This is a genomic window from Mycobacterium gordonae (assembly GCF_017086405.1).
GTDB lineage: Bacteria > Actinomycetota > Actinomycetes > Mycobacteriales > Mycobacteriaceae > Mycobacterium > Mycobacterium gordonae_D.
Map to the genome: position 1 here is coordinate 654792 of NZ_CP070973.1, position 22038 is coordinate 676829.

General features: G+C 63.2%; 8 protein-coding genes and 2 pseudogenes. 2 read left to right on the plus strand and 8 right to left on the minus strand.

The features are described from left to right. Positions 1–181: 181 nt before the first annotated feature. Positions 182–1761 (plus strand): annotated as a pseudogene (locus JX552_RS02845) (PE family protein); the annotation flags it as partial. A 70-nt stretch (positions 1762–1831) separates the two neighbouring features. On the opposite strand, the gene JX552_RS02850 reads toward JX552_RS02845, so the two are convergent. From JX552_RS02850 to JX552_RS02875, 6 genes are all read right to left on the minus strand, one after another. Next, on the minus strand, positions 1832–3229 hold the full coding sequence (locus JX552_RS02850; RefSeq protein WP_205878179.1) for a nitrate/nitrite transporter: 1398 nt from the start codon (positions 3227–3229) through the stop codon (positions 1832–1834). Between the two features lie 123 nt (positions 3230–3352). Next, positions 3353–3886, minus strand: a complete 534-nt coding sequence (locus tag JX552_RS02855) for a GNAT family N-acetyltransferase (RefSeq protein WP_205875998.1) — start codon at positions 3884–3886, stop codon at positions 3353–3355. A 24-nt stretch (positions 3887–3910) separates the two neighbouring features. After that, positions 3911–4789, minus strand: coding sequence for a 5-oxoprolinase/urea amidolyase family protein (locus tag JX552_RS02860; RefSeq protein WP_205875999.1), 879 nt, complete (start codon positions 4787–4789; stop codon positions 3911–3913). A 10-nt stretch (positions 4790–4799) separates the two neighbouring features. Further along, positions 4800–5468, minus strand: a complete 669-nt coding sequence (locus tag JX552_RS02865) for a 5-oxoprolinase subunit B family protein (protein WP_205876000.1) — start codon at positions 5466–5468, stop codon at positions 4800–4802. An 85-nt stretch (positions 5469–5553) separates the two neighbouring features. Then, positions 5554–6543, minus strand: coding sequence for an ABC transporter substrate-binding protein (locus JX552_RS02870; RefSeq protein WP_205876001.1), 990 nt, complete (start codon positions 6541–6543; stop codon positions 5554–5556). Between the two features lie 32 nt (positions 6544–6575). Next, positions 6576–7811 (minus strand): DNA polymerase domain-containing protein, encoded by a 1236-nt coding sequence (locus tag JX552_RS02875; RefSeq protein ID WP_205876002.1) that lies wholly within the window; start codon positions 7809–7811, stop codon positions 6576–6578. Positions 7812–7880: 69 nt separating this feature from the next. On the opposite strand from JX552_RS02875, the pseudogene fadD2 reads away from it, so the two are divergent. Then, positions 7881–9548 (plus strand): annotated as a pseudogene (gene fadD2 / locus JX552_RS02880) (long-chain-fatty-acid--CoA ligase FadD2); the annotation flags it as partial. 243 nt (positions 9549–9791) lie between these two features. On the opposite strand, the gene JX552_RS02885 reads toward fadD2, so the two are convergent. After that, positions 9792–11972: an acyl-CoA dehydrogenase family protein gene (locus JX552_RS02885; protein ID WP_205876004.1), complete on the minus strand. Its 2181-nt coding sequence runs from the start codon at positions 11970–11972 to the stop codon at positions 9792–9794. Positions 11973–12105: 133 nt separating this feature from the next. Continuing rightward, entirely contained in the window at positions 12106–21942 is a 9837-nt protein-coding gene (locus JX552_RS02890) for a PPE family protein (RefSeq protein ID WP_205876005.1), read from the minus strand. Positions 21943–22038: the final 96 nt, after the last annotated feature.

Below are 22038 nucleotides of genomic sequence, written 5' to 3' on the forward strand. Positions count from 1 at the left end.
TCGTGTCGCTTCGTGGGGTTATCGCTCGGCGTCCCGGTGCGCCGCCGTCAGCTCCCCCAACAGGGGGAGAAGATTTCGTCCCGCGAATCCCCCAGCTGCCGTAGAGACGGGTGGCGGACACCACACCAGAGTGATCAGCGAGCCCTGTACCGGATGCGAAGACTCAAGGGGACAGATCACGATGTCATATCTATTCGTTGCCACAGAAGCACTTTCGTCAGCCGCGTCGGACGCGGCCGGTATCGGTTCGGCACTGCGCTCGGCGAATTCGGCGGTGGCGGCCCCCACCACGGCGATAGTGGCCGCCGGCGTCGACGAGGTGTCGATGGCGGTGGCGACGCTGTTCTCCGGACACGGCCAGGCCTATCAGAACCTCTCCACCGCCGCGACGGCATTTCACGACCGGTTTGTGCGGGTCCTCACCGCGAACGCGAGCTTGTACGGGGATGCCGAGGCAGCGAATCTCGCCCTCCTGCAACAGCAGATCCTCGACGCGGTCAACGCTCCCGTCCAGGCGGCAATGGGCCGACCGTTGATCGGCGACGGCGCGGACGGCGCGCCGGGGTCGGGTGCCGACGGCGGTGCGGGTGAATCCTGATGGGTAACGGCGGAAACGGAGGCTCCGGCGCCACCGGTCAAGCCGGCGGTGCGGGTGGCGCGGCCGGCCTGATCGGCAACGGCGGGAACGGCGGGGCCGGGGGCGCCGCCGCTGCCGGCGGCGCGGGCGGCAGCGGCGGCTGGCTCAACGGTTACGGCGGGAACGGTGGCAGCGACGGAGCGTCGACATCGGCCGGCATGACCGGTGGCAACGGGGGTGCGGGCGGCAGCGCCTGGCTCACCTGGCACCGTGGGCGTCAACGGCGCCAACGGCGGCAGTGCCGACGTGACCAAGACGCCGGGGGTCACCGCTGCCGCGGACGCCATCTCAGGAAGCGGAGGTAAGGGCGGCGTGGGCGGTGCCGGTGGCGCAGCCGGCGGCGACGGCGGCACGGCCGGCTACGCCCGAGCCGTGGACGGTGGGGCCCTGGCGGCCTTCGGCGGCAAGGGTGGTGAGGGTGGCGCCGGATTGCCCGGAGGGGCGGGCAGCGCCGGCGGCGCCGGCGGCGCCGGCGGCGACGGGGGTCGCGGTGGGCTGCTGGTCGGCACCGGCGGCAACGGCGGTCTCGGCGGGGCCGGTGGCTTTGGCGGCCGCGGTTCCGGCGGCGGCGTCGGCGGTTCCGGCGGCGGTCACTACTACGTCGATTCGTCCTCCACCAACGGGGCGTACAGTGCCGGCGGAAACTCGTTCGGCGGCATCGGCGGACGGGGCGGCAGTGGCGGCGAGGGAGGCCACGGTGGGCAGGGAGGCGCCGGTGGCGCCGGTGGAAACGCCGGGGCCGGCGGGGTGCTGGTCGGCAACGGCGGGGCCGGCGGCTTCGGCGGGTCGGGTGGTGCCGGGGGCGGCGGCGGCCTGGGCGGCAACGGTGGCGGCGGCGCCGCAGGCGGGAACGCCGGCGCCCCCGATGGCATCGCGTTCGGTGGCGGGGGCGGAGCCGGCGGTGACGCCGGCCACGGCGGTGACGGCGGCAACGGGGGCAACGGGGGTACCGGCGGGACCGGCGGACGCGGTGGCCTGGTCGGGTGGGACGGCACGGACGGCGGCTTTGGTGCCGGCGGGGCGGGGGGAGCCGGCGGCTCGCGGGCGAAGCCGGCGCCGGCGGCGCCGGCGGACTGGGCCTGGGGTCGACTGGCTACGAAGGCATCGCCGGAACTGACGGGCTCAGCAACTCGGACTTCGACGGGCCCCCCGGCACCGCCGGCTACCCGGGTCCGAGCGTCAAGCGCGCGTGGTCTACCCGTAGGCCAGACCGGTGCGGCCGGCCGCGGTTGCGCCACGTGGCCGGCGCACGTAGATCGCCCAGGTCAGCACCGAGGCGGCGACGTAGTAGCCCACGAAGGCCCAGAACGCCGACGTGGCGGTGCCGCTGCTCGAATATGCCTGGCGCAGAGCAAGATTCACCCCGACACCACCGAGCGCGCCGATCGCCCCGGCAAATCCGATGAGGGCGCCGGACATCGAACGCGACCACTGCCGCCGTTCGCTCTCACTCAACGGCAACGAGTGGCTACCGGCTTCGAAGATCGACGGAATCATCTTGTAGACAGAGCCGTTGCCGATCCCGGACAGGATGAACAGCGCCACGAAGCCCACGATGTAGCCGATCATCGTCGAGGTGGGCGCCGGACCGGTGTGGTGGTCGGTGAACGTGCTGACGCTGACCAGGATTCCGGCCGCGAGCAACATCGCGCTGAACGCGCCCAGGGTGACTCGGCCGCCGCCGGCGCGGTCGGCCAGCCGGCCCCCATACACCCGCGACAGCGAACCCAACAGTGGCCCCAGAAAGGCGATCTGAGCGGCGTGCAGGGCGGCCTGAGCGGTGCTCTGGCCGCCGGCGATGAAGTTGATCTGCAGCACCTGGCCGAACGCGAAGGAGAATCCGATGAACGAACCGAAGGTGCCGATGTAGAGCATCGAGATCACCCAGGTGTGCGGCTCGGCCAACACCTTGCGCATAGTATCCATCTCGATGCGGTACTGCTTGAGGTTGTCCATGTACAGTGCCGCACCGATGCCGGCCACGGCCAGCAGCACCAGGTACACCGCGCAGACCCAGTACGGCTGGCGGTCGCCGACGGTGGCGATGACCAGCAGGCCGACCAGCTGGATCATCGGCACGCCGAGGTTGCCGCCCCCGGCGTTCAATGCCAGCGCCCAGCCCTTGAGCCGTTGCGGATAGAAGGCGTTGATGTTCGTCATGGACGATGCGAAGTTGCCGCCACCGAGGCCGGCGAGCGCGGCGCACGCCAGATACGGCCACCACGGCAAGCCCGGATTGGCCAGCAGCACAATCGATCCGACGGTCGGGATGAGCAGTACCAGCGCCGAGAATACGGTCCAGTTGCGGCCGCCGAACTTCGCGGTGGCGAAGGTGTAGGGAAATCGCAGGCAGCCGCCGACCAACGTCGCCGTGGCGCCCAGCAGGAACTTGTCGCCGGCGGAGAATCCGTATACCGATGTCGGCATGAACAGCACCATCACCGACCAGATCGACCAGACGGAGAATCCCACGTGTTCGGCGGCCACCGACCAAATCAGGTTACGCCGGGCGACGTCCTTGTTCCCCGCCTCCCACGCGGCGACATCTTCGGGATCCCAGTCGGAGATAACGTGCGAACGGCGGCGGAACATGAAGACCCCTAACGTCATCGACCTTGCCGCTGACGCTAGAAATCCTTTGTTGCCCGGGCGATTCCGCCAGCGAACCCAGCGTGTGAATTTCCGATCACCCCACCACCACCCGCGGTGTGAGGCTTACCAGACGTCCCCGTCGCGCCAGTCGCACATCAGCTCCGCGGAGGTGTCCAGGGACACGCTGACCGGCAGGACGAAGATCGAGCCGTCGTCGTCGGGAGTGCGGGCCGGGCCGGTGGGAGCCAGCACCGACGTGGGTCCGAGCCAGGGCAGCCACCCGCGGGCCGCATACAACCCGCGGGCGTTCACCGTCGAGCTGAGCGCGCCGAGTTGGTAGGCACCGCGCATCACCTGCTCGACCCCGTCCAGCAGCGCGCGGACCAGCCCCTGTCCGCGCCAATCTTCGCGTACCGCAACGCCTTCGACGTAACCGCACCGCAACGGGTGGCCGCCGTGGATGAGTCGCCGCTGCACGACCGCGGCGTGCGCGATGATCGCGCCGTGGTGCCAGATCAGTGCGTGCATCCCGCCCAGGGTGTGTTCCCAGTCAGCGTCGGTGAAGTCACCGGCGAACGCCGTGGTGACCATCTGGTAGATGCTCTGGCGCGTGTGGCTGTCCAGATCGGCGGTGTGGACCAGGCGTGCGGTGTGCACGTCCCCTGTTTTACCAGGCCGTGCTCACCGGGGCAGCCGCGGACGGGCCCAATGCAGGCGCACATGCTGACCGGGGCGCACCTGGGCGGCCTTGTCGATGTCCTCGTCGATCACCACGCCGATCACCGGGTAGCCGCCGGTCACCGGGTGGTCGGGTCCCAGAATCACCGGTAGCCCGTTGGGGGGCACCTGGATCGCGCCGCGGGTGGCGCCCTCGCTCGGCAGCTGCCGGTCCGGGTCGAGGTGCCGCAGGGGGCGCCCGACCAGGCGCATTCCCACCCGATCGCTGCGGTCGGAGGCCACCCAGTCGGTGTGGACCAGGATGTCAGGGTCGACGAACCAGTCGTCGCGCGGGCCGGGGATCGCCAGTAGCTCGACCGCTTCGGTGGTGATCGCGGCCACCGGGGCCTGGTCCAGTTCGGGGTAGTCGTCGGTGTGGTCGCCGACCGGCAGCACGTCGCCGGCCTGCAGCGGCAACGGGCCGATCGCCGACATCACGTCATAGCTGCGCGAGCCCAGCACCGGTGTCACGCAGATGCCGCCTCGCACCGCCAGATACGTCCGCAGCCCGGCCCGCGGGGTGCCCAGCGATATCACCTGGCCGTCTCGAACATGGTGAATGCTGTTGGTGCCGAACATGATTCCGTTGACGGTCGGATCGGTGTCGGCGCCCGTGATCGCGATGTCCAGGTCACCGCCACGGACCCGGGCGGTCAAGCCACCGAACGTCACCTCCACGGTGGCCCGGTCGTCGGGGTTGGCGACCAGCCGGTTGGCCAGCGTGTGCGAGCGGCGGTCGGCCGCGCCGGAGGGGCCGACGCCGAGGTGGGCCAGCCCCGTGCGGCCGAGGTCCTGGACGATCGCCAGCGGGCCGGTGCGCAGGATTTCCAGAGTGGTGGTCACGACAAGTCTCCTAACCAGCCCTGAACCGGACCCACCGGCCCTGTGTGAGCAGCGCCGGTTCTGGGCGGTCGATGTCCCACAACACCGCGTCGGTGTGGCCGATGATCTGCCAGCCGCCCGGTGACCGCCGTGGATAGACCGCGCTGAACTCGCCGGCCAGGCCCACCGCCCCGGCCGGCACCGAGGTTCGCGGTTCGGACCGCCGCGGCACCCGCAGCCGCTCGTCACCGCCGATCAGGTAGGCGAAGCCCGGCGCGAACCCGCCGAAGCCCACCCGCCACCGGGTGCCGGTGTGCGCGCTGATGACCTGCGCGGGGCTCAATCCGGTGTGGCTGGCGACGTGGGGCAGGTCGGGGCCGTCATAGACGACGTCGATCACGATGTCGTCGGCAGGATCGCCGGCGGCGGGATTCCACGCCTCGGCGGCCACCCGCAACCTTCTGATGCGTTGCCGGATGACGCCCTGAAAGCGCGGCCCGTCGAGTTTCACCAGGACGGTGGCCGAGGCCGGGACGATGTCCACGACACCCGGTAACCGCGCCGCGCGCAACGCCTCCGTCCACGCCAGCACCTCGGCGGTGTTGACACACTGCAGGATCAGCGCCTGGTCGCCGTAGTCGACCACGGTGATTGCCACGTCGGGGCCCCTCGCGAAATCAGTGATCTCCGTCACACTCATGATGCGACGGTAGCTCCCGACCGAAGCCGTGTGCGAGCGATTTCGAGCACTGCCAGAGCTGCCTTAGCAAACGCTCAGAGCACCGTCAGCCCAGCACTTTGGCCAGCTGCGGGGGCAGCTGGTCGGCGACCACGGGATAACTCAGCGGGGAGGCGAAGGCGATGGCGCCGGCGAGGTCTTTCGAGGTGAAAATGTGGCGCTTGCGTTCGGTCGCCTGCGACGCCGCCACCTCGGGGTCGGCGAGCAGGGCCTGTTCCTCCTCGGGGCTCTCCGTCGACCAGATCACCACATCGGCGGAGTCCAGCACATCTTTGATGTGGTCGCGAGGGATCACCGCACGGTGGTCGCTGGCGTAAGGCTTGATGCTGTCTGCCACGACCAGCCCCATCTGGTTGAGAAAGTCGGTGCGCCAACCGGCAACGGTCGCCACGATCGTGCCCTGCCAGAGGCGGCCCTGCATGAGGAGGGCCCTCCTGCCTTTCCAAGACGGATTCTTCTGCCCGACGTCGGTGAACTTGCTGTCGACGGCGTTGACCAACGATTTCATTTGGTCGGCTTGGAACACGGCTTGGCCGATCGCGGCGGCCTGGTCCTTCCACGGCTCGAAGAACGCGTCGCCGTCGGACTGCGCGATGGTGGGCGCGATCGCGGACAGCTTCTGATAGGTGTCGGCGTCCAGTCCGGCGTTGGTCGCCACGATCAGGTCGGGCTTGAGGCCGGCAATCTGATCGACCTGTATCCCGTTGTCAAGGTTCAGCAGAACCGGTTGTGCCGCACCGAGTTTCGGTTGCGCCCAGGGCCACACCCCGAACGGCTGGTCGCCGAACCAATTGGTCACGGCGATGGGCACCACCCCGACAGCCAACAGGTCGTCCTGTTCGGTGTAGCCGGCGCTCACCACCCGTTTGGGCGGTTCCTTGACGACCGTCTGGCCGAACAGATGGGTGACGGTCACCGACCCGCCGCCGGCCGTGCCGGGCGCGGGCTTGGGGTCAGAGCATGCGGCAAGCAGCCCGGCTACCCCGGTCACCCCGGCGGCCTGCAAAAACCCCCGCCGACTCCATCCCTGGTGCACAGCGTGAGAGTATCGCGTGTCTCGACGGACCGTCAGTTGCGTGGCCGGGGCTTCGGTGTGTAGCCCACCCAAGGAGAGTAGTCGGCGATCAACTCCTCCTGCGGCGGGCGCCGGTCGGCGGGCACGTGCTGCAGGTTGATCCGGATTCGGTACCAGATCGAACTGGGGCCGCGCATGCCGTCGACCAGTACGTCGACCGGCTGCAGGAGTGCGGCCGCGGCGGGATGACGCTCCCGCCAGGTGGCTAGCGCGGCCATCGCCTCATCCCTGGTCTTGGTGCGGGCCACCTCGATCAGCGGCATCGTGGACTGGCGCCGGCCGTCGGCGGACTTCTTGGCGCCGCGTGGCGCCCGCTCGGGGGGCCCCAGTTCGTCGGCCAATCCCAGCAGTGGGTCGAGACTGCCGCTCACGTCGTCCATGCCGGCCCACGGGTCACCCAGCTCGGCGAACCGGTCGGGAACCGTCGAAATGGTGAACTCCTCCGGACGGCACCGGGGAACCTCGTCCCAGCGCAGGGGTGTGGACACCCTGGCGTCGGGGGTCGCGCGCACCGAGTACGCCGACGCGACGGTGCGGTCCTTGGCGTTCTGGTTGAAGTCGACGAAGACGCCCTCCCGTTCTTCCTTCCACCATCGGCTGGTCGCCAGGTCGGGGACGCGCCGTTCGACCTCGCGCGCGACGGTCTGGGCGGCCAGGCGCACCTTGGCGAACGGCCAGCGCGGGGCGATCCGCGCATAGACGTGGAAGCCTCGCGATCCCGACGTCTTCGGCCACGCGGTCAGGCCGTGGTCCTCGAGCACCTCGCGGGCCACCAACGCGACGTCGATGATGCGCTGCCAGTCGACCCCGGGCATCGGGTCCAGATCGACCCGCAGCTCGTCCGGGTGCTCGAGATCGTCGGCACGCACCGGATGCGGATTCAGATCGACACAGCCCGTGTTGATCACCCAGGCCAGCCCGCCGGCGTCATGGATGACGGCCTCATCGGCTGACGTGCCGGACGCGTAGCGCAACGTGGCGACGTCGACCCAGTCCGGCCGGTTGGCCGGCGCGCGTTTCTGGAACACCGCCTCTTCGGTGATGCCCTTGACGAAGCGCTTGAGGATCATCGGCCGCTCGGCCACACCGCGCAACGCCCCGCCGGACACCGACAGGTAGTAGCGGATCAGATCGAGCTTGGTCACCCCCAGGTCGGGAAAAACGACCTTGCCGGGATGGGTGACGGTGACCTCGCGTCCCGTCACGTCCAGCGACACGGGTTTGGTCATAGAACTCGATGGTAATTCGGGGGAAACCTACCGATCGCTCTGCGACCTCCGTCACATATGGTGAGGAACATGCCTAACCTCAGCGACCTGCCCGGGCAGATCCCTGCCAAGATCCAGCAGTACGTCGAACGCGGCGCAGCCGAACTGCACTACGTGCGCAAGATCTTCGAAGCGGGCGCATTCAAGATCGAGTCGCCCCTCAAGACCGCGGCCATGGCCGCCGATATCGCCAAGTGGGGCGAATTCGGCATGTTGCCGTCGCTGAACGCCCGCCGCCATCCCGACGCTCGGGCCGTCATCGACGAAGAGGGCGCGATCACCTATCGGGAGCTCGACGAGGCCGCGCATGCGGTGGCCAACGGCCTGATCGAGATGGGCGTCAAGGGCGGGGACGGGGTGGCCATTCTGGCGCGCAACACCCGGTGGTTCGTCATCGCCAACTACGGCGCCGCGCGGGCCGGCGCACGCATCATCTTGCTCAACAGCGAATTCTCTGGACCGCAGGTCAAAGAGGTCTCCGAGCGCGAAGGCGCCAAGGTGATCATCTACGACGACGAGTACACCAAGACGGTCAGCAAGGCCGAGCCCGAACTGGGCAAACTACGGGCGCTGGGCACCAACCCGGACAGTGACGAGGAGTCGGGCAGCAAGGACGAGACCCTGGCCGACCTGATCAAGCGCAGCAGCAAAGAGCCCGCGCCCAAGGCCAGCAAGCACGCCTCCATCATCATCCTGACCAGCGGCACCACCGGAACCCCCAAAGGCGCCAACCGCAGCACCCCGCCGACGCTGGCGCCGGTCGGCGGCATCCTGTCGCACGTGCCCTTCAAGGCCAACGAGATCACCTCGCTGCCCGCGCCGATGTTCCACGCGCTGGGCTACCTGCACGCCACCATCGCCATGTTCCTCGGCTCGACGCTGGTGCTGCGCCGCAAGTTCAAGCCGCCGCTGGTGCTCGAGGACCTGGAGAAGCACAAGGCGACCGCCATGGTGGTGGTGCCGGTGATGCTGTCGCGTCTGCTCGACGCGATCGAGAAGATGGACAAGAAGCCCGACCTGTCGCACCTGAAGATCATCTTCGTGTCCGGCTCGCAACTGGGCGCCGAGTTGGCGCAGCGCGCCCTCAATGACTTCGGGCCGGTCATCTACAACATGTACGGCTCCACCGAGATCGCCTTCGCCACCATCGCCGGACCCAAGGACCTGAAGAAGAACCCGGCGACGGTCGGGCCGGTGGTCAAGGGCGTCAAGGTCAAGATCCTCGACGACAACGGCCAGGAGAAGCCGCAGGGCGAGGTCGGGCGGATCTTCGTGGGCAACGCCTTCCCCTTCGAGGGCTACACCGGCGGCGGTCACAAGCAGATCATCGACGGCCTGATGTCCTCGGGCGACGTCGGCTACTTCGACGAGCACGGCCTGCTCTACGTCAGCGGCCGCGACGACGAGATGATCGTTTCCGGCGGCGAGAACGTGTTCCCGGCCGAGGTCGAGGACTGCCTCAGCGGGCATCCCGAGGTGGTGGAGGCCACCGCTATCGGCGTCGAGGACAAGGACTGGGGTCACCGGTTGCGTGCCTTCGTGGTCAAGAAGGACGGCTCCGACGTCGACGAGGAGACGCTGAAGAAGCACGTCAAAGAGGAGTTGGCCCGCTACAAGGTGCCGCGCGAGGTCATCTTCCTCGACGAGTTGCCGCGCAACCCCACCGGCAAGATTCTCAAGCGCGAACTGCGCGAGTTGGACGTCGAGGACAAGGATCAGGCGAAGGACAAGGCCAAGGACCTCGCGAAGGACGCCGAAAGCAAGGGCGGCGAGAAGTCCGAAAAGGCCGACGGAAAGGCCGAAAAGGCCGACGAAAAGGCCGACAAGTAGGCCCGACGAAGCTCTGGCTCTGATAGTGCGCCTAGGGCGGAGATTCGGCATGAATCCCGCCCTGGCTGCACTGCGGAATCCGTAGTTTCACCCTCAATCGGTGGCGGCCACTTACGGGTCGCGGGGAAGCCCCAGCAGCCGCTCGGCGATGATGTTGAGCTGCACCTCCGAGGTGCCGCCGTAGATGGTGGTGGCCCGGCTGGACAGCAGGAACTCGCCCCACTTGCCCTGCGGAGTCCCGGGGTCGCCGATCACGGCGTCAGTGCCGAATGACGACACCGCAAACTCCGCGTAGCCCTGGCCGGTGCGCATCGCCAGCAGCTTGGAGATCGCGGCCGAAGGCATCGCGTCGCCGCCGGCCAGCGTCAGCAGCGTGGATCGCAGATTCAGCACCTTGGCGGCGTGACCCTCGGCGATCAACTGGCCGGCGCGGTGGCGGGCGACCTGGTCGAAATGGCCGTCCCGCACGAACTCGACGAACTGCGGCAGGCTGGCCAGGAAGTTCAGGTCGCTGCCGCCGATCGAAACCCGCTCTGCGGTAAGGGTATTGCGGCTGACCTCCCAGCCCCGGTTCACCTCGCCCAGCACGTACTCGTCCGGCACGAACACGTCGTCGATGTAGACGGTGTTGAAGAACTCCTGCCCGGTGAGCTCACGCAGCGGCTTGACCGTCACGCCCTCGCTCTTCATGTCGAGCAGGAAGTAGCTGATGCCCTGATGCTTCGGAGCGTTCGGGTCGGTTCTCGCCAGGAGTGCGCCCCACTGCGAGAACTGCGCCACCGTGGTCCAGATCTTCTGCCCGGTGATTCGCCAACCGCCGTCCACCTTGGTCGCCTTGGTGGACAGACCGGCCAGGTCGGATCCGGCTCCGGGTTCGGAAAACAGTTGGCACCAGACCATTTCGCCGAGGAACGTCGGCGGCAGGAAGCGCTGTTGCTGCTCCTCGGTGCCGAACGCGACGATGGACGGGATGATCCACGCCGCGATGCCAACCTGGGGTCGCTTGACCCGCCCGGCGGCGAACTCCTGGGCGATGATGACCTGCTCGACGGGGCTCGATGCCCGGCCCCACGGCTTGGGCAGGTAGGGGAGCACCAGACCGGCCTCGGCGATCGCGACGGTACGCTGGGCGCGATCCATCTCCTTGAACGCCGCCACCTCGGCCCGGATCTCGGCCCGCAGCTTCTCGGTGTCGGGATCCAGGTCGATGTCCACCGCGCGCATCCCGGTCGTGGTGGCCGTGCCCACCACCCGTTGCGGGTACTCCGAGGCGCGGCCGAAGCAGGCGGCCAGCATCAATGCCCGGCGGTAGTACACGTTGGTGTCGTGTTCCCAGGTGAAGCCGATCCCGCCGTGCACCTGGATGCAGTCCTGGGTGCACCGCTGGGCCGCAGCCGGCGCCAGCGTCGCCGCCACCGCGGCGGCGAAGGCGAAGTGGGTGTCCTCGCCTGTTTCATCTAAAGCGCGTGCGGCGTCCCACACCGCTGCGGTGGCCCGCTCGGTGTCGGCCATCATCTCGGCGCACTTGTGCTTGATGGCCTGGAACTGGCCGATCGGGCGGCCGAACTGTTCACGAATCTTGGCGTAGGACGACGCCGCGTCGGTCGCCCAGCGCGCCACACCCACCGCCTCGGCCGACAGCAGCGTGGTCATCAGCGCGTGGGCTCTGCTCATGCTCAGGTTGGCCAGCACCACGTCGTCGCCGACCTCGACGGCATTGGCGCAGATGTCGGCGATGGGCCGCAGCGGGTCGAGACTGCGCACCGGCGTGATCTCCAGCTGCTCGGCGCGCAGCACCACCCACTCTTCGCCGCTGTCGATGGCCACCGGCAGCACCAGGATGGCGGCTTGCGCGGCGGCGGGCACCGCCCGCACCTCGCCGCGGATCACCAGCACGTCGCCCTGCCGGGTGGCGGTCAGGCCCGAATCCAGCGCGTAGGCGCCGATGGCCGCCCCCGACGCCAGCTCCGCGAGCACCTTGGCGTCCGGGTCATGCGCGGCGATCAGCGCGCTCGCGATCGCCGACGGCACGAACGGTCCGGGCACCGCGCCACGACCGAACTCCGCCAGCACGATGGCCAGCTCGAGGAGGCCGAAGCCCTGGCCGCCGACGGATTCGGCCAGGTGCACGCCCTGCAGGCCCTGTTCGGCGGCGGCCTGCCAGTACGGCGGAGGGTTCTCCACCGGCGTCTCGAGCGCGGCGTGCAGCACCTCGGACGGTGCTACCCGCGTTACTAGGGACCGCACCGAGTCGGCCAGGTCTTGATGTTCGGGGGTGATCGCGATCGGCATTGGTCGCCTTCCCATTGGGGCCGTTTCGCCTAAGCACCATCCAAGCTAACAACTAACCGCATCACTCAATGCATCGTGGGCTTGATGCGATGTCGTCCCTGTCTTCTCAGCGCGCGCCCAGCTTACGTCGATGCTACGAACGGCCGTTCGAGAAGAACCCGGACAAAGTCGCGCCCGTATTGAGAAAGCCGGAGACGTAGGCTGCGGTCACAAGCTTCAGTGAACTCGTGTTCAAAGCGCCGGACATGGCATCGCCGCTGTTGGACAGGCCCGATAAAACCGCGCCCTTGTTCAACCAGCCCGACAGGTGGGTACCCACGTTCAGGAACCCCGAGACGCTGCCGGGGCCGCTGTTAAAGAAGCCGGACGACGGATGGCTGGTGCTGTTCAAAAGGCCTGCGAGCGACGGCACGCTGAGCGAGGACACGCCCATCGCCCCTTGCCCGCTAATAAAGGCACCGAAACTCGCTTGGCCGGAGTTCAGTAAACCTGTGTTGATATCGCCGACGTTGGCCAGGCCGGTGTTGTAGTTCCCGAGGTTTAGGTAGCCTGTGTTGTAACTACCTGGGTTGAAGTCGCCGGTGTTGGCACTGCCTGGATTGAAGCCGCCGGTGTTGAAGCTGCCGACGTTTGCAATTCCGGTATTCGCGTGGCCCGGATTGAGAAAACCAGTATTGAAATCGCCGGAGTTTCCGATTCCAAAGTTTCCGGTGCCGGAGTTGAAGAAGCCAATGTTTCCGGTGCCGGAGTTGAAGAGACCGATATTCCGGATGCCGGAGTTGAACAAACCCAAGTTACTGGAGTTCGAGTTGAGGGCACCAATACCCACCTGCCCGCTGCCACTCAGGCCGATGCCGATGCTGTTGCTGCCCGTGTTGCCAAAACCGATGTTGCTCACGCCGGTGTTGCCGAAGCCATAATTTTGAATTCCGCTGTTCCCGGCACCGATGTTATTGCTGCCCAGGTTGGCGAAGCCGAAGCTTGCGCTACCCTCATTTCCGGCGCCGATATTCAGGACGCCGACATTGCCGAATCCGAAGTTCTTGGCACCTTCGTTACCCGCTCCGAAATTCAGGCTGCCGAAATTCGAACTGCCGATGTTGGCTTGGCCGATGTTCGCTACACCGAAGTTCGATTCTCCGATATTAGCGAGGCCATAATTTGAGCCACCATCGTCAGGGCCTTTGAAAAAGCCAGCGAAGTTGGTGTGACCGGAGTTCCCTACGCCGGAGATGAAAGCGGGTATCGAGAGGCTGGCCGGGGATGAGTTGTAAATACCAGACACGGCATTGCCGTTGTTCAGCAAGCCCGACTGCAATATCCCATCATTGATGTAACCCGAGTTGCCAGAGCCGCTGGTGAATAGGCCCGAAGTCCAAGATCCGATGTTACCGAGCCCCGAGAGTCCGATGGTGCCGCCGTTGAAGAAGCCCGAGGAGTTTCCGGCGCCGGTGTTGAAGAAGCCCGACGAAGGGCTGCCGGTGAAGTTCCCGAAGCCGGGACTTCCTTGGTAGGAGAACCCGAAGGTAAAGGGCCCGAAGGCGCTGACCCCGCTTGTATTGATGTTGTGCTGCAAGACCAGGTCAAGGTTGGTCACGGGTTGCAGGACGTTTGGCTCGAACACAAACGGCCCGAATTCTGTGTCTTCCCAGGTGATGACTACACCCCCGGTGGTCTTGTCGATGGAAGTGATGGTCAGCGGTATCGCAGGAATCGTGAAACCATCGAGGGTGATTGCAGTGATAGTACCCGTAATCGGGATGCTTATCGGCGCGTTGAGGCCATAGTATAAAGGAATTTCGGGAATCGTGACCGAGTATGAAATACTAATCAAGCCCTGGTAATCACCTCGCCAGAACATGCCATTGCTGAAATTGCCCGAAATGAACCCACCAGTGTTCACATCTCCGGAATTGAAAAACCCGGTATTTGTGTTTCCGGTGTTGAAGTATCCGGTGTTGCTATTCCCCGGATTGAAGTCACCTGAATTAGCAGCGCCCGAGTTAAAGCTTCCGGTATTGGAGTTGCCTGAGTTCGCGAAGCCGGTATTGTAGTTGCCCGAGTTGCCTAAGCCGGTGTTGACGCTGCCCGAGTTGAGCAAGCCTGTATTCACAGTGCCGGAGTTTAAGAAACCGGTGTTGTAATCGCCCGAGCTTGCGAAGCCGAAGTTTCCGACGCCCGAATTCCCGATACCAAAATTTCCCCGCCCGGAGTTGAAGAATCCGACATTGTTGCTACCCGAGTTAAACAGGCCGGTATGGCCGCTGCCGGAGTTGAACCCACCAACGCCGGTCTGGCCGTCGCCGGTAAGCCCGATGCCGATGTTGTTGTTGCCCGTGTTGGCCAGGCCGACATTGCCGACGCCGTAATTGGCGACCCCAACGTTGTAACTCCCCAGATTCCCTAGGCCGAAGTTACTGTCGCCCAGGTTGCCCAGGCCGACGGTGTAGCTGCCCAGATTGCCGAACCCCATCGCGAAGGTACCGGCGTTGCCGCTGCCCCAGTTGTTGCTGCCCAAGTTGCCGTCGCCCACGTTGTAATGGCCGGCGTTGCCGCTACCCAAGTTAAAGCCGCCGCGATTGCCAAACCCAAGGTTGAACAACATGTGCTTGACCTCGCCGCTCACCAGACGCCCCATATCGGCCCCGTTGTTGGCGATCCCTGATGAACTGGGCGGCGTAGTCAGACCCACTGCGCTTGTGCTGAGGAACCCCGAAACAGAGTTGCCCATATTTGCCACGCCCGATTCCAGTGCGCCGAAGTTAAGCAAACCGGAGATGGTCGCGTCGCTCGCAGTTGCGTTCAGCCATCCGGAGATGTTCGTGCCGGAATTGAAGAAACCGGATGAGCTGCCGTGGCCTGTGTTGAAGAAGCCTGACGAGGGGCCGGTGGTGGCATTTCCGAATCCCGGGACGGCGGAGAGGTCGATGAGTGGAAACACGACTGGACCGACGCGGCCGCTGGCGACCAGGTCGATCGCGGTGGCGGGACTGCCCACACGCACATCAATGGTGGGGAAGCTGAGCCCTATGGTCGGGATGGTAGCTGGGCCAAACTCCATTTCGATATAATCGAGGCCGCTGTCGAAGCCGGACGCGCTAATCATGGGAATAGTGAAACCCTCAATGACTCCGCCTGTGATACTGCCACTAATGGGAATGTCGATTGGAATATGGACGTGAAGATCTGCGGGAAATTCCAGCACGCTGATGACATAACGAAACCCAACCAGACCTTGCTTGTCACCACGCCATAACGAACCGTTGTTCATGTCGCCTGAAATAACGACCCCGGTGTTATAGTCGCCGCTATTTGCCATTCCGGTATTGTAGTTACCGGCATTGAAACCACCGGTATTGCCCAAACCTTGATTGAAGCTGCCCGTGTTGATACTGCCCAAGTTAAAACCACCCGTATTGTAGCTTCCTGTGTTCCCAAGACCTGTGTTGAGGCGACCGATATTCAAGAGGCCGGTGTTTGCATCTCCGGGGTTCGCCAAGCCCGTATTGTGGTCGCCCGTATTTCCGATGCCGAAATTCCCCTTGCCCGAGTTTCCGATCCCGACATTCCCAGTACCAGAGTTAAACAAGCCAATATTATCGCTGCCGGAGTTGAAGAAGCCGATATTATGCACACCAGAGTTGAGAGCGCCGAATCCAACTTGTCCATCGCCGGTGAGACCGATGCCGAAATTATTCGAGCCGGAATTCGTTATGCCAATATTTCCACTACCGTGGTTGCCGAACCCGATATTGTTGATTCCAAGGTTCGCTAAGCCGAGGTTTCCGCCACCCAAGTTGCCCAGTCCGACGCTGTAGCTGCCCGAGTTTCCGAGACCAATGACGAAGCTTCCTGAGTTGCCGCCCCCAATGTTGTTGCTGCCGAGATTGCCGCTGCCCAAGTTAAAGCTGCCGACGTTACTTTGACCGAGATTCAACTCGCCGATGTTGCCGCTGCCGATATTGAGGGCCCCTTGGTTGGCCAGGCCAAAGTTGATTATCGCGCGTCCCGAGTCGGTGCCAAGGAGCCCGGCAAGGTTCGTGCCGACGTTACCGAAGCCCGCGTTGAAAGCCGGGGTGGCGAAGTCCAGAACGCTGGTGTTGGAGTAGCCGGAGATCGTGTTGCCCGCATTCAAGATCCCCGATTGCAGCGCTCCGGCGTTCAGCACACCCGAGCTGCCTAGGCTCGCTGGCGAGAAGTTCCAGACGCCCGAATTATTCGCACCGAAGTTCGCGAATCCCGATGCGCTACCGGCGCCGGTGTTGAAAAATCCCGACGAGGGGCCCGTGGTCGAGTTTCCGAATCCGGGCGCAGCCGGAATATATAGCAGCTGAAGTCTGATGGGGCCGACGCTGCCACTGATGTCGATGTCGATCGAGGTCGAGGGGCTCCCGATATTGACATAGCCGTCCGGCAATTGGACGCCTATTGCGGGGATGACGATCGGGTCTATGGTGGCGTCACTGGCGAGGATCCCAATGTTGATGGCTGGAATTGAGAAAGGATTTAGTAGAACGTAACCACCGTGGAATGTTATTGGGATGTTCACCGGGATATGAAGTCTTAGACTTGGGCTGATCTCGGGAATGGTGAGCGTCGCGTCGATGCCAAACAACCCCTGGTAATCTCCTGTTTGCAACAGTCCGTTGCTGTAATTTCCGGAGATGTACGCGCCGGTGGCGTAATGACCAGTATTGATCAGCCCAGTGTTATAGTCACCGGTATTGGCAATGCCGGTGTTTACTGCCCCTGCATTACCGATGCCTGTGTTAGTGCTGCCAACGTTAAAGAACCCAGTGTTATAGTTTCCAGCGTTGAAGAGCCCGGTGTTGACATTTCCGGAGTTGAAGATGCCAGTGTTGTAGTCTCCGGAGTTTCCAACGCCGAAATTGCCATCCCCGGAGTTCAGAAATCCGACATTGTTGCTGCCCGTGTTGAATAATCCCAAGTTCTGGCTTCCGGTGTTGATCGCACCAAGGCCAATCTGGCCACTGCCCGTCAAGCCGATGCCAATATTATTACTGCCCGTATTGGCGAGTCCGATGTTGCCGATACCGCTGTTCGCAAGACCGATGTTGTAGCTGCCAAGGTTCGCCATGCCCAAGTTCGAGTCGCCGAGATTGGCGAATCCGATGCTGTAGCTACCCAGATTGCCGAAGCCGTAGTCAAAGAATCCCGAGTTTCCGATTCCCATGTGGAAAGATCCGATGTTTCCGCCACCGAAGTTGGACGAGCCACGATTACCGACGCCCCAGTTGGAGTCGCCGATGTTCCCGCCGCCGAAGTTGCGAGTGCCGACATCGGCGAATCCCAAGTTGTAGTCGGTAGCGCCAGAAGTTAGGCCAAGCAGACCCGCAACATGTGCGCCCATGTTGCCAAGACCTGAAATCTCCGCCGTTGTCGTCAACTCGGCAGAGCTGATGTTGAGCACTCCGGAGATCGCGCTTCCCACGTTGAAGGCGCCCGAACTCAGCCCCCCGATATTCTTGACGCCCGCAGAACCGAATCCTTCCGACGCTATGTTGAGCAATCCCGAGTTGGGTCCGACGTTGCCGAAACCGGAGCCGCCGCCAATGCCGCTGTTGAAAAAGCCCGACGAAGGACTGGTGGTCCAGTTGCCGAAGCCGGACGTGAGTGGACTGTCAAAGATGGACAGCCTGATCGGCGAGGTTGTGATAGCGAAGCCGTCGTTCGGTCCACCGATAGTGAGCTGTAGGACGGGAAGACTGACCGAGATCGTCGGGATGGTGATGGGGCCGACTGACGCGGCTTCGGTTCCCAAGCCTTCCACAATGACGCGAGGGATCGTGAAAGTTTGCAGGGCCAACGTGCCGGTGAATGCGGTGATCGGTATGTCGATGCCCGCGGCGACGTTGAGTGTCAACGGGATGGAGAATGCTAGCCCGGGGTTGATAAGACCTTGATAGTCGTTGGATGTGAGGAGGCCGTTGCTGTAGTTGCCTGTGATGAACGCGCCGGTGTTGAAGCTGCCACTATTGGAAGATCCGGTGTTGGCATTGCCAAGGTTGAACGATCCGGTATTCAGATCGCCTAGGTTGAAGTTGCCGGTGTTGGTATCGCCGATGCTGTAGAAGCCCACGTTCGAGTTGCCGGCGTTACCAATGCCCGTGTTGACGTCGCCGGTGTTGAACCAGCCCGTGTTGACGTTGCCCGCGTTGGCAAAGCCGGTGCTATAGAGGCCGGAGTTTCCCATGCCAAAGTTCCCAGTGCCCGAGTTGCCAATGCCGAAGTTGTGGATGCCCGAGTTGCCGATGCCGAGGTTTCCGGAGCCGGAGTTGAAGAAGCCGACATTGTCCGTGCCGGAGTTGAAGAGGCCAATGTTGCGGCCGCCGGAGTTCAGACCACCGAATCCGACGCGGCCGTCGCCGGTGAGTCCGATGCCCACATTATTGCTGCCGCTGTTGGCGAACCCGACGTTATTCCTGCCGGTGTTGGCCAGGCCGATATTGTCGATCCCGTTGTTGCCCGCCCCGATGTTGTAAGCGCCCAGGTTGCCCATACCGAAATTGACTTCACCCAGGCTACCCACACCGATGTTGTAGCTCCCGAGGTTGCCAAATCCGAGATCGAAGATGCCATTGTTGCCACTGCCGATGTTATTGGCACCAATATTGGCGCTGCCGAAATTAGCGCTGCCCAGGTTGCCGTTGCCGATGTTGTAGTTGCCGACATTCCCGCCACCTAGGTTGAAGCCGCCGAGATTTGCTATACCCACGTTGTAGACTGGGTTTCCAGCGCCAAGACCGAATAATCCGCCTAACCTTGTGCCGACATTGGCTACACCAGAGGTGAAGCCAGGTTGCAATGAATCAGAGAGGGCAGCGTTGGCGAATCCGGACACGGTGTTGCCGACGTTTGCCACGCCTGATGTCAGCGTGCCGACATTAAACAATCCAGAACTTTGGACTTCCGCAAACATTGAATTCGTTGCCACATTTGAGAGTCCAGATGTGCCCGAACCGATATTTCCCCACCCCGATAACCCACCGGCGCCAGTGTTGAAAAATCCCGAAGACGGCAATGTCGTCGAATTCCCGAACCCTGGCCCACCCGGAATACGGATGAACGGAATGTCGACAGGTCCGAAATCGACGTGCGTGCCGATCGTCACGCCCCTGCCCGGCCCGCCGACAAAAATCGACGGTTGTGGCATCGATACGGTGATGGTGCCGATGGAAATATCTTTGATTTCACCGCTATTCGTCAGCAGGCTCAGCGGAATGCTTGGAATGTCTACGCCGTTGAAGATCGCCGGTGTTATCGTCGCGTGAATGGGTATGTTGATCGGTATGTCTACATCGAGACTCAGAAGTCGAAGCTCCGGAACGTACAAACCAACATTGATGTCGAGATGGCCATTGTCGTCGCCGCGGTAAAGCAATCCATTATTGTAGTCGCCGTTAATGAACGCGCCGGTGTTGAAATTGCCGGTATTGGCGGCTCCTGTGTTATAACTCCCGCTATTTAGATGTCCCGTGTTGAGGTCGCCCAAATTCAATGCGCCGGTATTCGCGTCGCCAATGTTGAGCAGGCCAGTATTATAGCTGCCGGCATTGCTGATCCCGGTGTTGACGTTGCCGGAGTTAAGTAGGCCGGTATTGGTACTTCCGGAGTTGGCAAATCCGGTACTGTAGTTTCCGGTGTTCCCAATGCCGAAGTTTCCGTCCCCCGAGTTTCCGATGCCCATATTCCCGGAGCCCGAGTTGAATAGCCCGAAATTGTTTCTGCCGGAATTGAAGAAACCGATATTGCCGGCGCCCGAGTTGAGCGTTCCGAACCCCATCTGTCCATTTCCGCGGAGACCGATGCCGATATTGTTGGCGCCGACGTTCGCAATGCCGACATTGCCAAAGCCGTTGTTGGCAATGCCGATGTTGTAGCCACCTAGGTTGCCAAGACCTAGGTTGGAGTCGCCGAGGTTGGCGACTCCGGAGTTATAGTCGCCTAGATTGCCGTAGCCGATGTCGAATGTTCCGTGGTTTGCGCCACCGACGTTGTATGAGCCGATGTTTGCGTTCCCGAAATTCGAGCTGCCGAGGTTGCTGCTGCCAATGTTAATGGCCCCGTAGTTTGCGAAGCCGAAGTTTAAGCCTGGATTGCCCGCGATGTTACCGAACAAGCCTGCGACCGCTGTGCCGACGCTGCCGACGCCTGATGTGAAGGCGGACGTCGTCTGGCTGGCGGTGCTGGTGTTGTAAAGTCCCGAAATGGTGTTGCCCAGATTCGCGACACCCGACAGCTGAGCGCCGACATTCAGCAGGCCCGACGTTCCCGAGCTGTCCACGCCGGTGTTCCACAGGCCTGATGTGTTGGCGCCCAGGTTTCCAAAGCCGGATGTGCTGCCGCCGCCGTAGTTGAAGAAACCCGATGACGGGGCGCTGGTTGAGTTTCCGAACCCTGGGCTCGCTTGAATTTCGAGCAGCGGGATGGAGAAGCCGCCGAAGGTTCCATTGATGTTGATGTCGATTGTCGTGGTAGGTCCGCCTATGGAAATGACCGCACTCGGAAGGAAGGCTGACGATTGAGGCAGCACTATAGGACCAAATGAATAAAGGCCGGGAAGGGATTGCTCGGGAAATGCGAAGCCATCGACCAGAATTGCTTGGCCGGGAATAACGATTAACTGGCTTACTGGTATGCTAATCAGTTGTTTAATATTGATTGCGGGAATCGCAATGGAAATGTTCGCGCCGATTAGTCCTTGGCGATCGCCTCGCCATAGGATACCGTTGTTCATGTCGCCTGATATGAACGCACCTGTGTTGAAATCGCCAGTGTTGGCCAGGCCGGTGTTGTAGTTGCCTGAGTTGAGGAGCCCGGTGTTGTAGTTACCTGGATTGAAACTGCCGGTATTTGCATTGCCGGTGTTGAGATCACCCGTATTGTAGCTACCACTGTTATAGTTTCCGGTGTTGGCGAGACCAGTGTTCGCGATGCCGCTGTTCGCTGAGCCGGTGTTAAGGAGGCCCGTATTGTAGTCCCCGGGATTGCCGATACCAGAATTTCCGATGCCGGCATTGAAGAGACCTACATTTCCCGTGCCCGAGTTGAAAAATCCAACGTTTCCGCTTCCCGAATTGAATAGACCAATGTTGTTGGGGCCAGAGTTCAGTGCACCGAGGCCGGCGCGGCCAATGCCGGCGAGCCCGATTCCGACATTATTGTGGCCGGAAAGCCCGATTCCGATGTTGTTGGTCCCGGTATTTCCGAGGCCTAGATTGTACTCCCCCGCATTTCCTATGCCAAAGTTGCTAGTGCCGTAATTCCCAATGCCGGCGTTGTAGCTTCCCCGGTTTCCAACGCCGATATTAATGATGCCGGTGTTTGCGATGCCGACGGGTCCGAAGCTGTCCCAGCCGGGGGATGCCGCCGCGGGTGCGAATGCGGTCGCGGCCGTGTTGATGAGTTCGCTCGGCAGCGGCGCAGGATGCTGGACTGGTGGGGGGAAAGGCGTGAGTTGGGAGACAAGGGCCGACACCCCGGCGTGATATCCGGACATGGCGGCCACATCCTGAGCCCACATTTGCTCATACGCGTTTTCGATAGTCGCGATCGCGTGGGCATTTTGGCCAAGCCAGTTGGAGAACACCAGCGATCCCAACCGAAGGCGGTTGAGTGCAATCGTGGCCGGATGCACCGTGGCTGCCCGCGCCGTTTCAAACGCGGCCGCCGCCAGTCTGGTCAGCGCGGCGGCCAGTTCGGCCTCAGTAGCGGCTGCACTCAACCAGCCGACATAGGGCGCAGCCGCTCGCGTCATTGCTATTGACGCGCGTCCCTGCCAGGAGCGCTCTGTCAGGCTCGCCGTCACCGATTCGAACGAGGCGGCGACTGCGGTCAATTCGGCTCCTAAACCGTCCCACGCCGCTGCTGCGGCCAATAGGGATGTTGGCCCATGTCCGGCGAACAGCCGTGCCGAATTGATCTCTGGTGGCAACACCGAAAAGTTCATTCGTGAGAACCGCCCTGTCAGACTGGTCGTAGATCAGAATTGAAGTTGCTCACTGAGCGCCGCTAAGGATGCAAGAGCTTACTAAGCCTAATGGTT

Excerpts from the sequence above, each read along its gene's own strand:
- JX552_RS02850 (WP_205878179.1), bottom strand. The coding sequence starts at position 3,229 with ATGTTCCGCCGCCGTTCGCACGTTATCTCCGACTGGGATCCCGAAGAT.
- JX552_RS02865 (WP_205876000.1), bottom strand. The coding sequence starts at position 5,468 with ATGAGTGTGACGGAGATCACTGATTTCGCGAGGGGCCCCGACGTGGCA.
- JX552_RS02875 (WP_205876002.1), bottom strand. The coding sequence starts at position 7,811 with ATGACCAAACCCGTGTCGCTGGACGTGACGGGACGCGAGGTCACCGTC.
- JX552_RS02885 (WP_205876004.1), bottom strand. The coding sequence starts at position 11,972 with ATGCCGATCGCGATCACCCCCGAACATCAAGACCTGGCCGACTCGGTG.
- JX552_RS02890 (WP_205876005.1), bottom strand. The coding sequence starts at position 21,942 with ATGAACTTTTCGGTGTTGCCACCAGAGATCAATTCGGCACGGCTGTTC.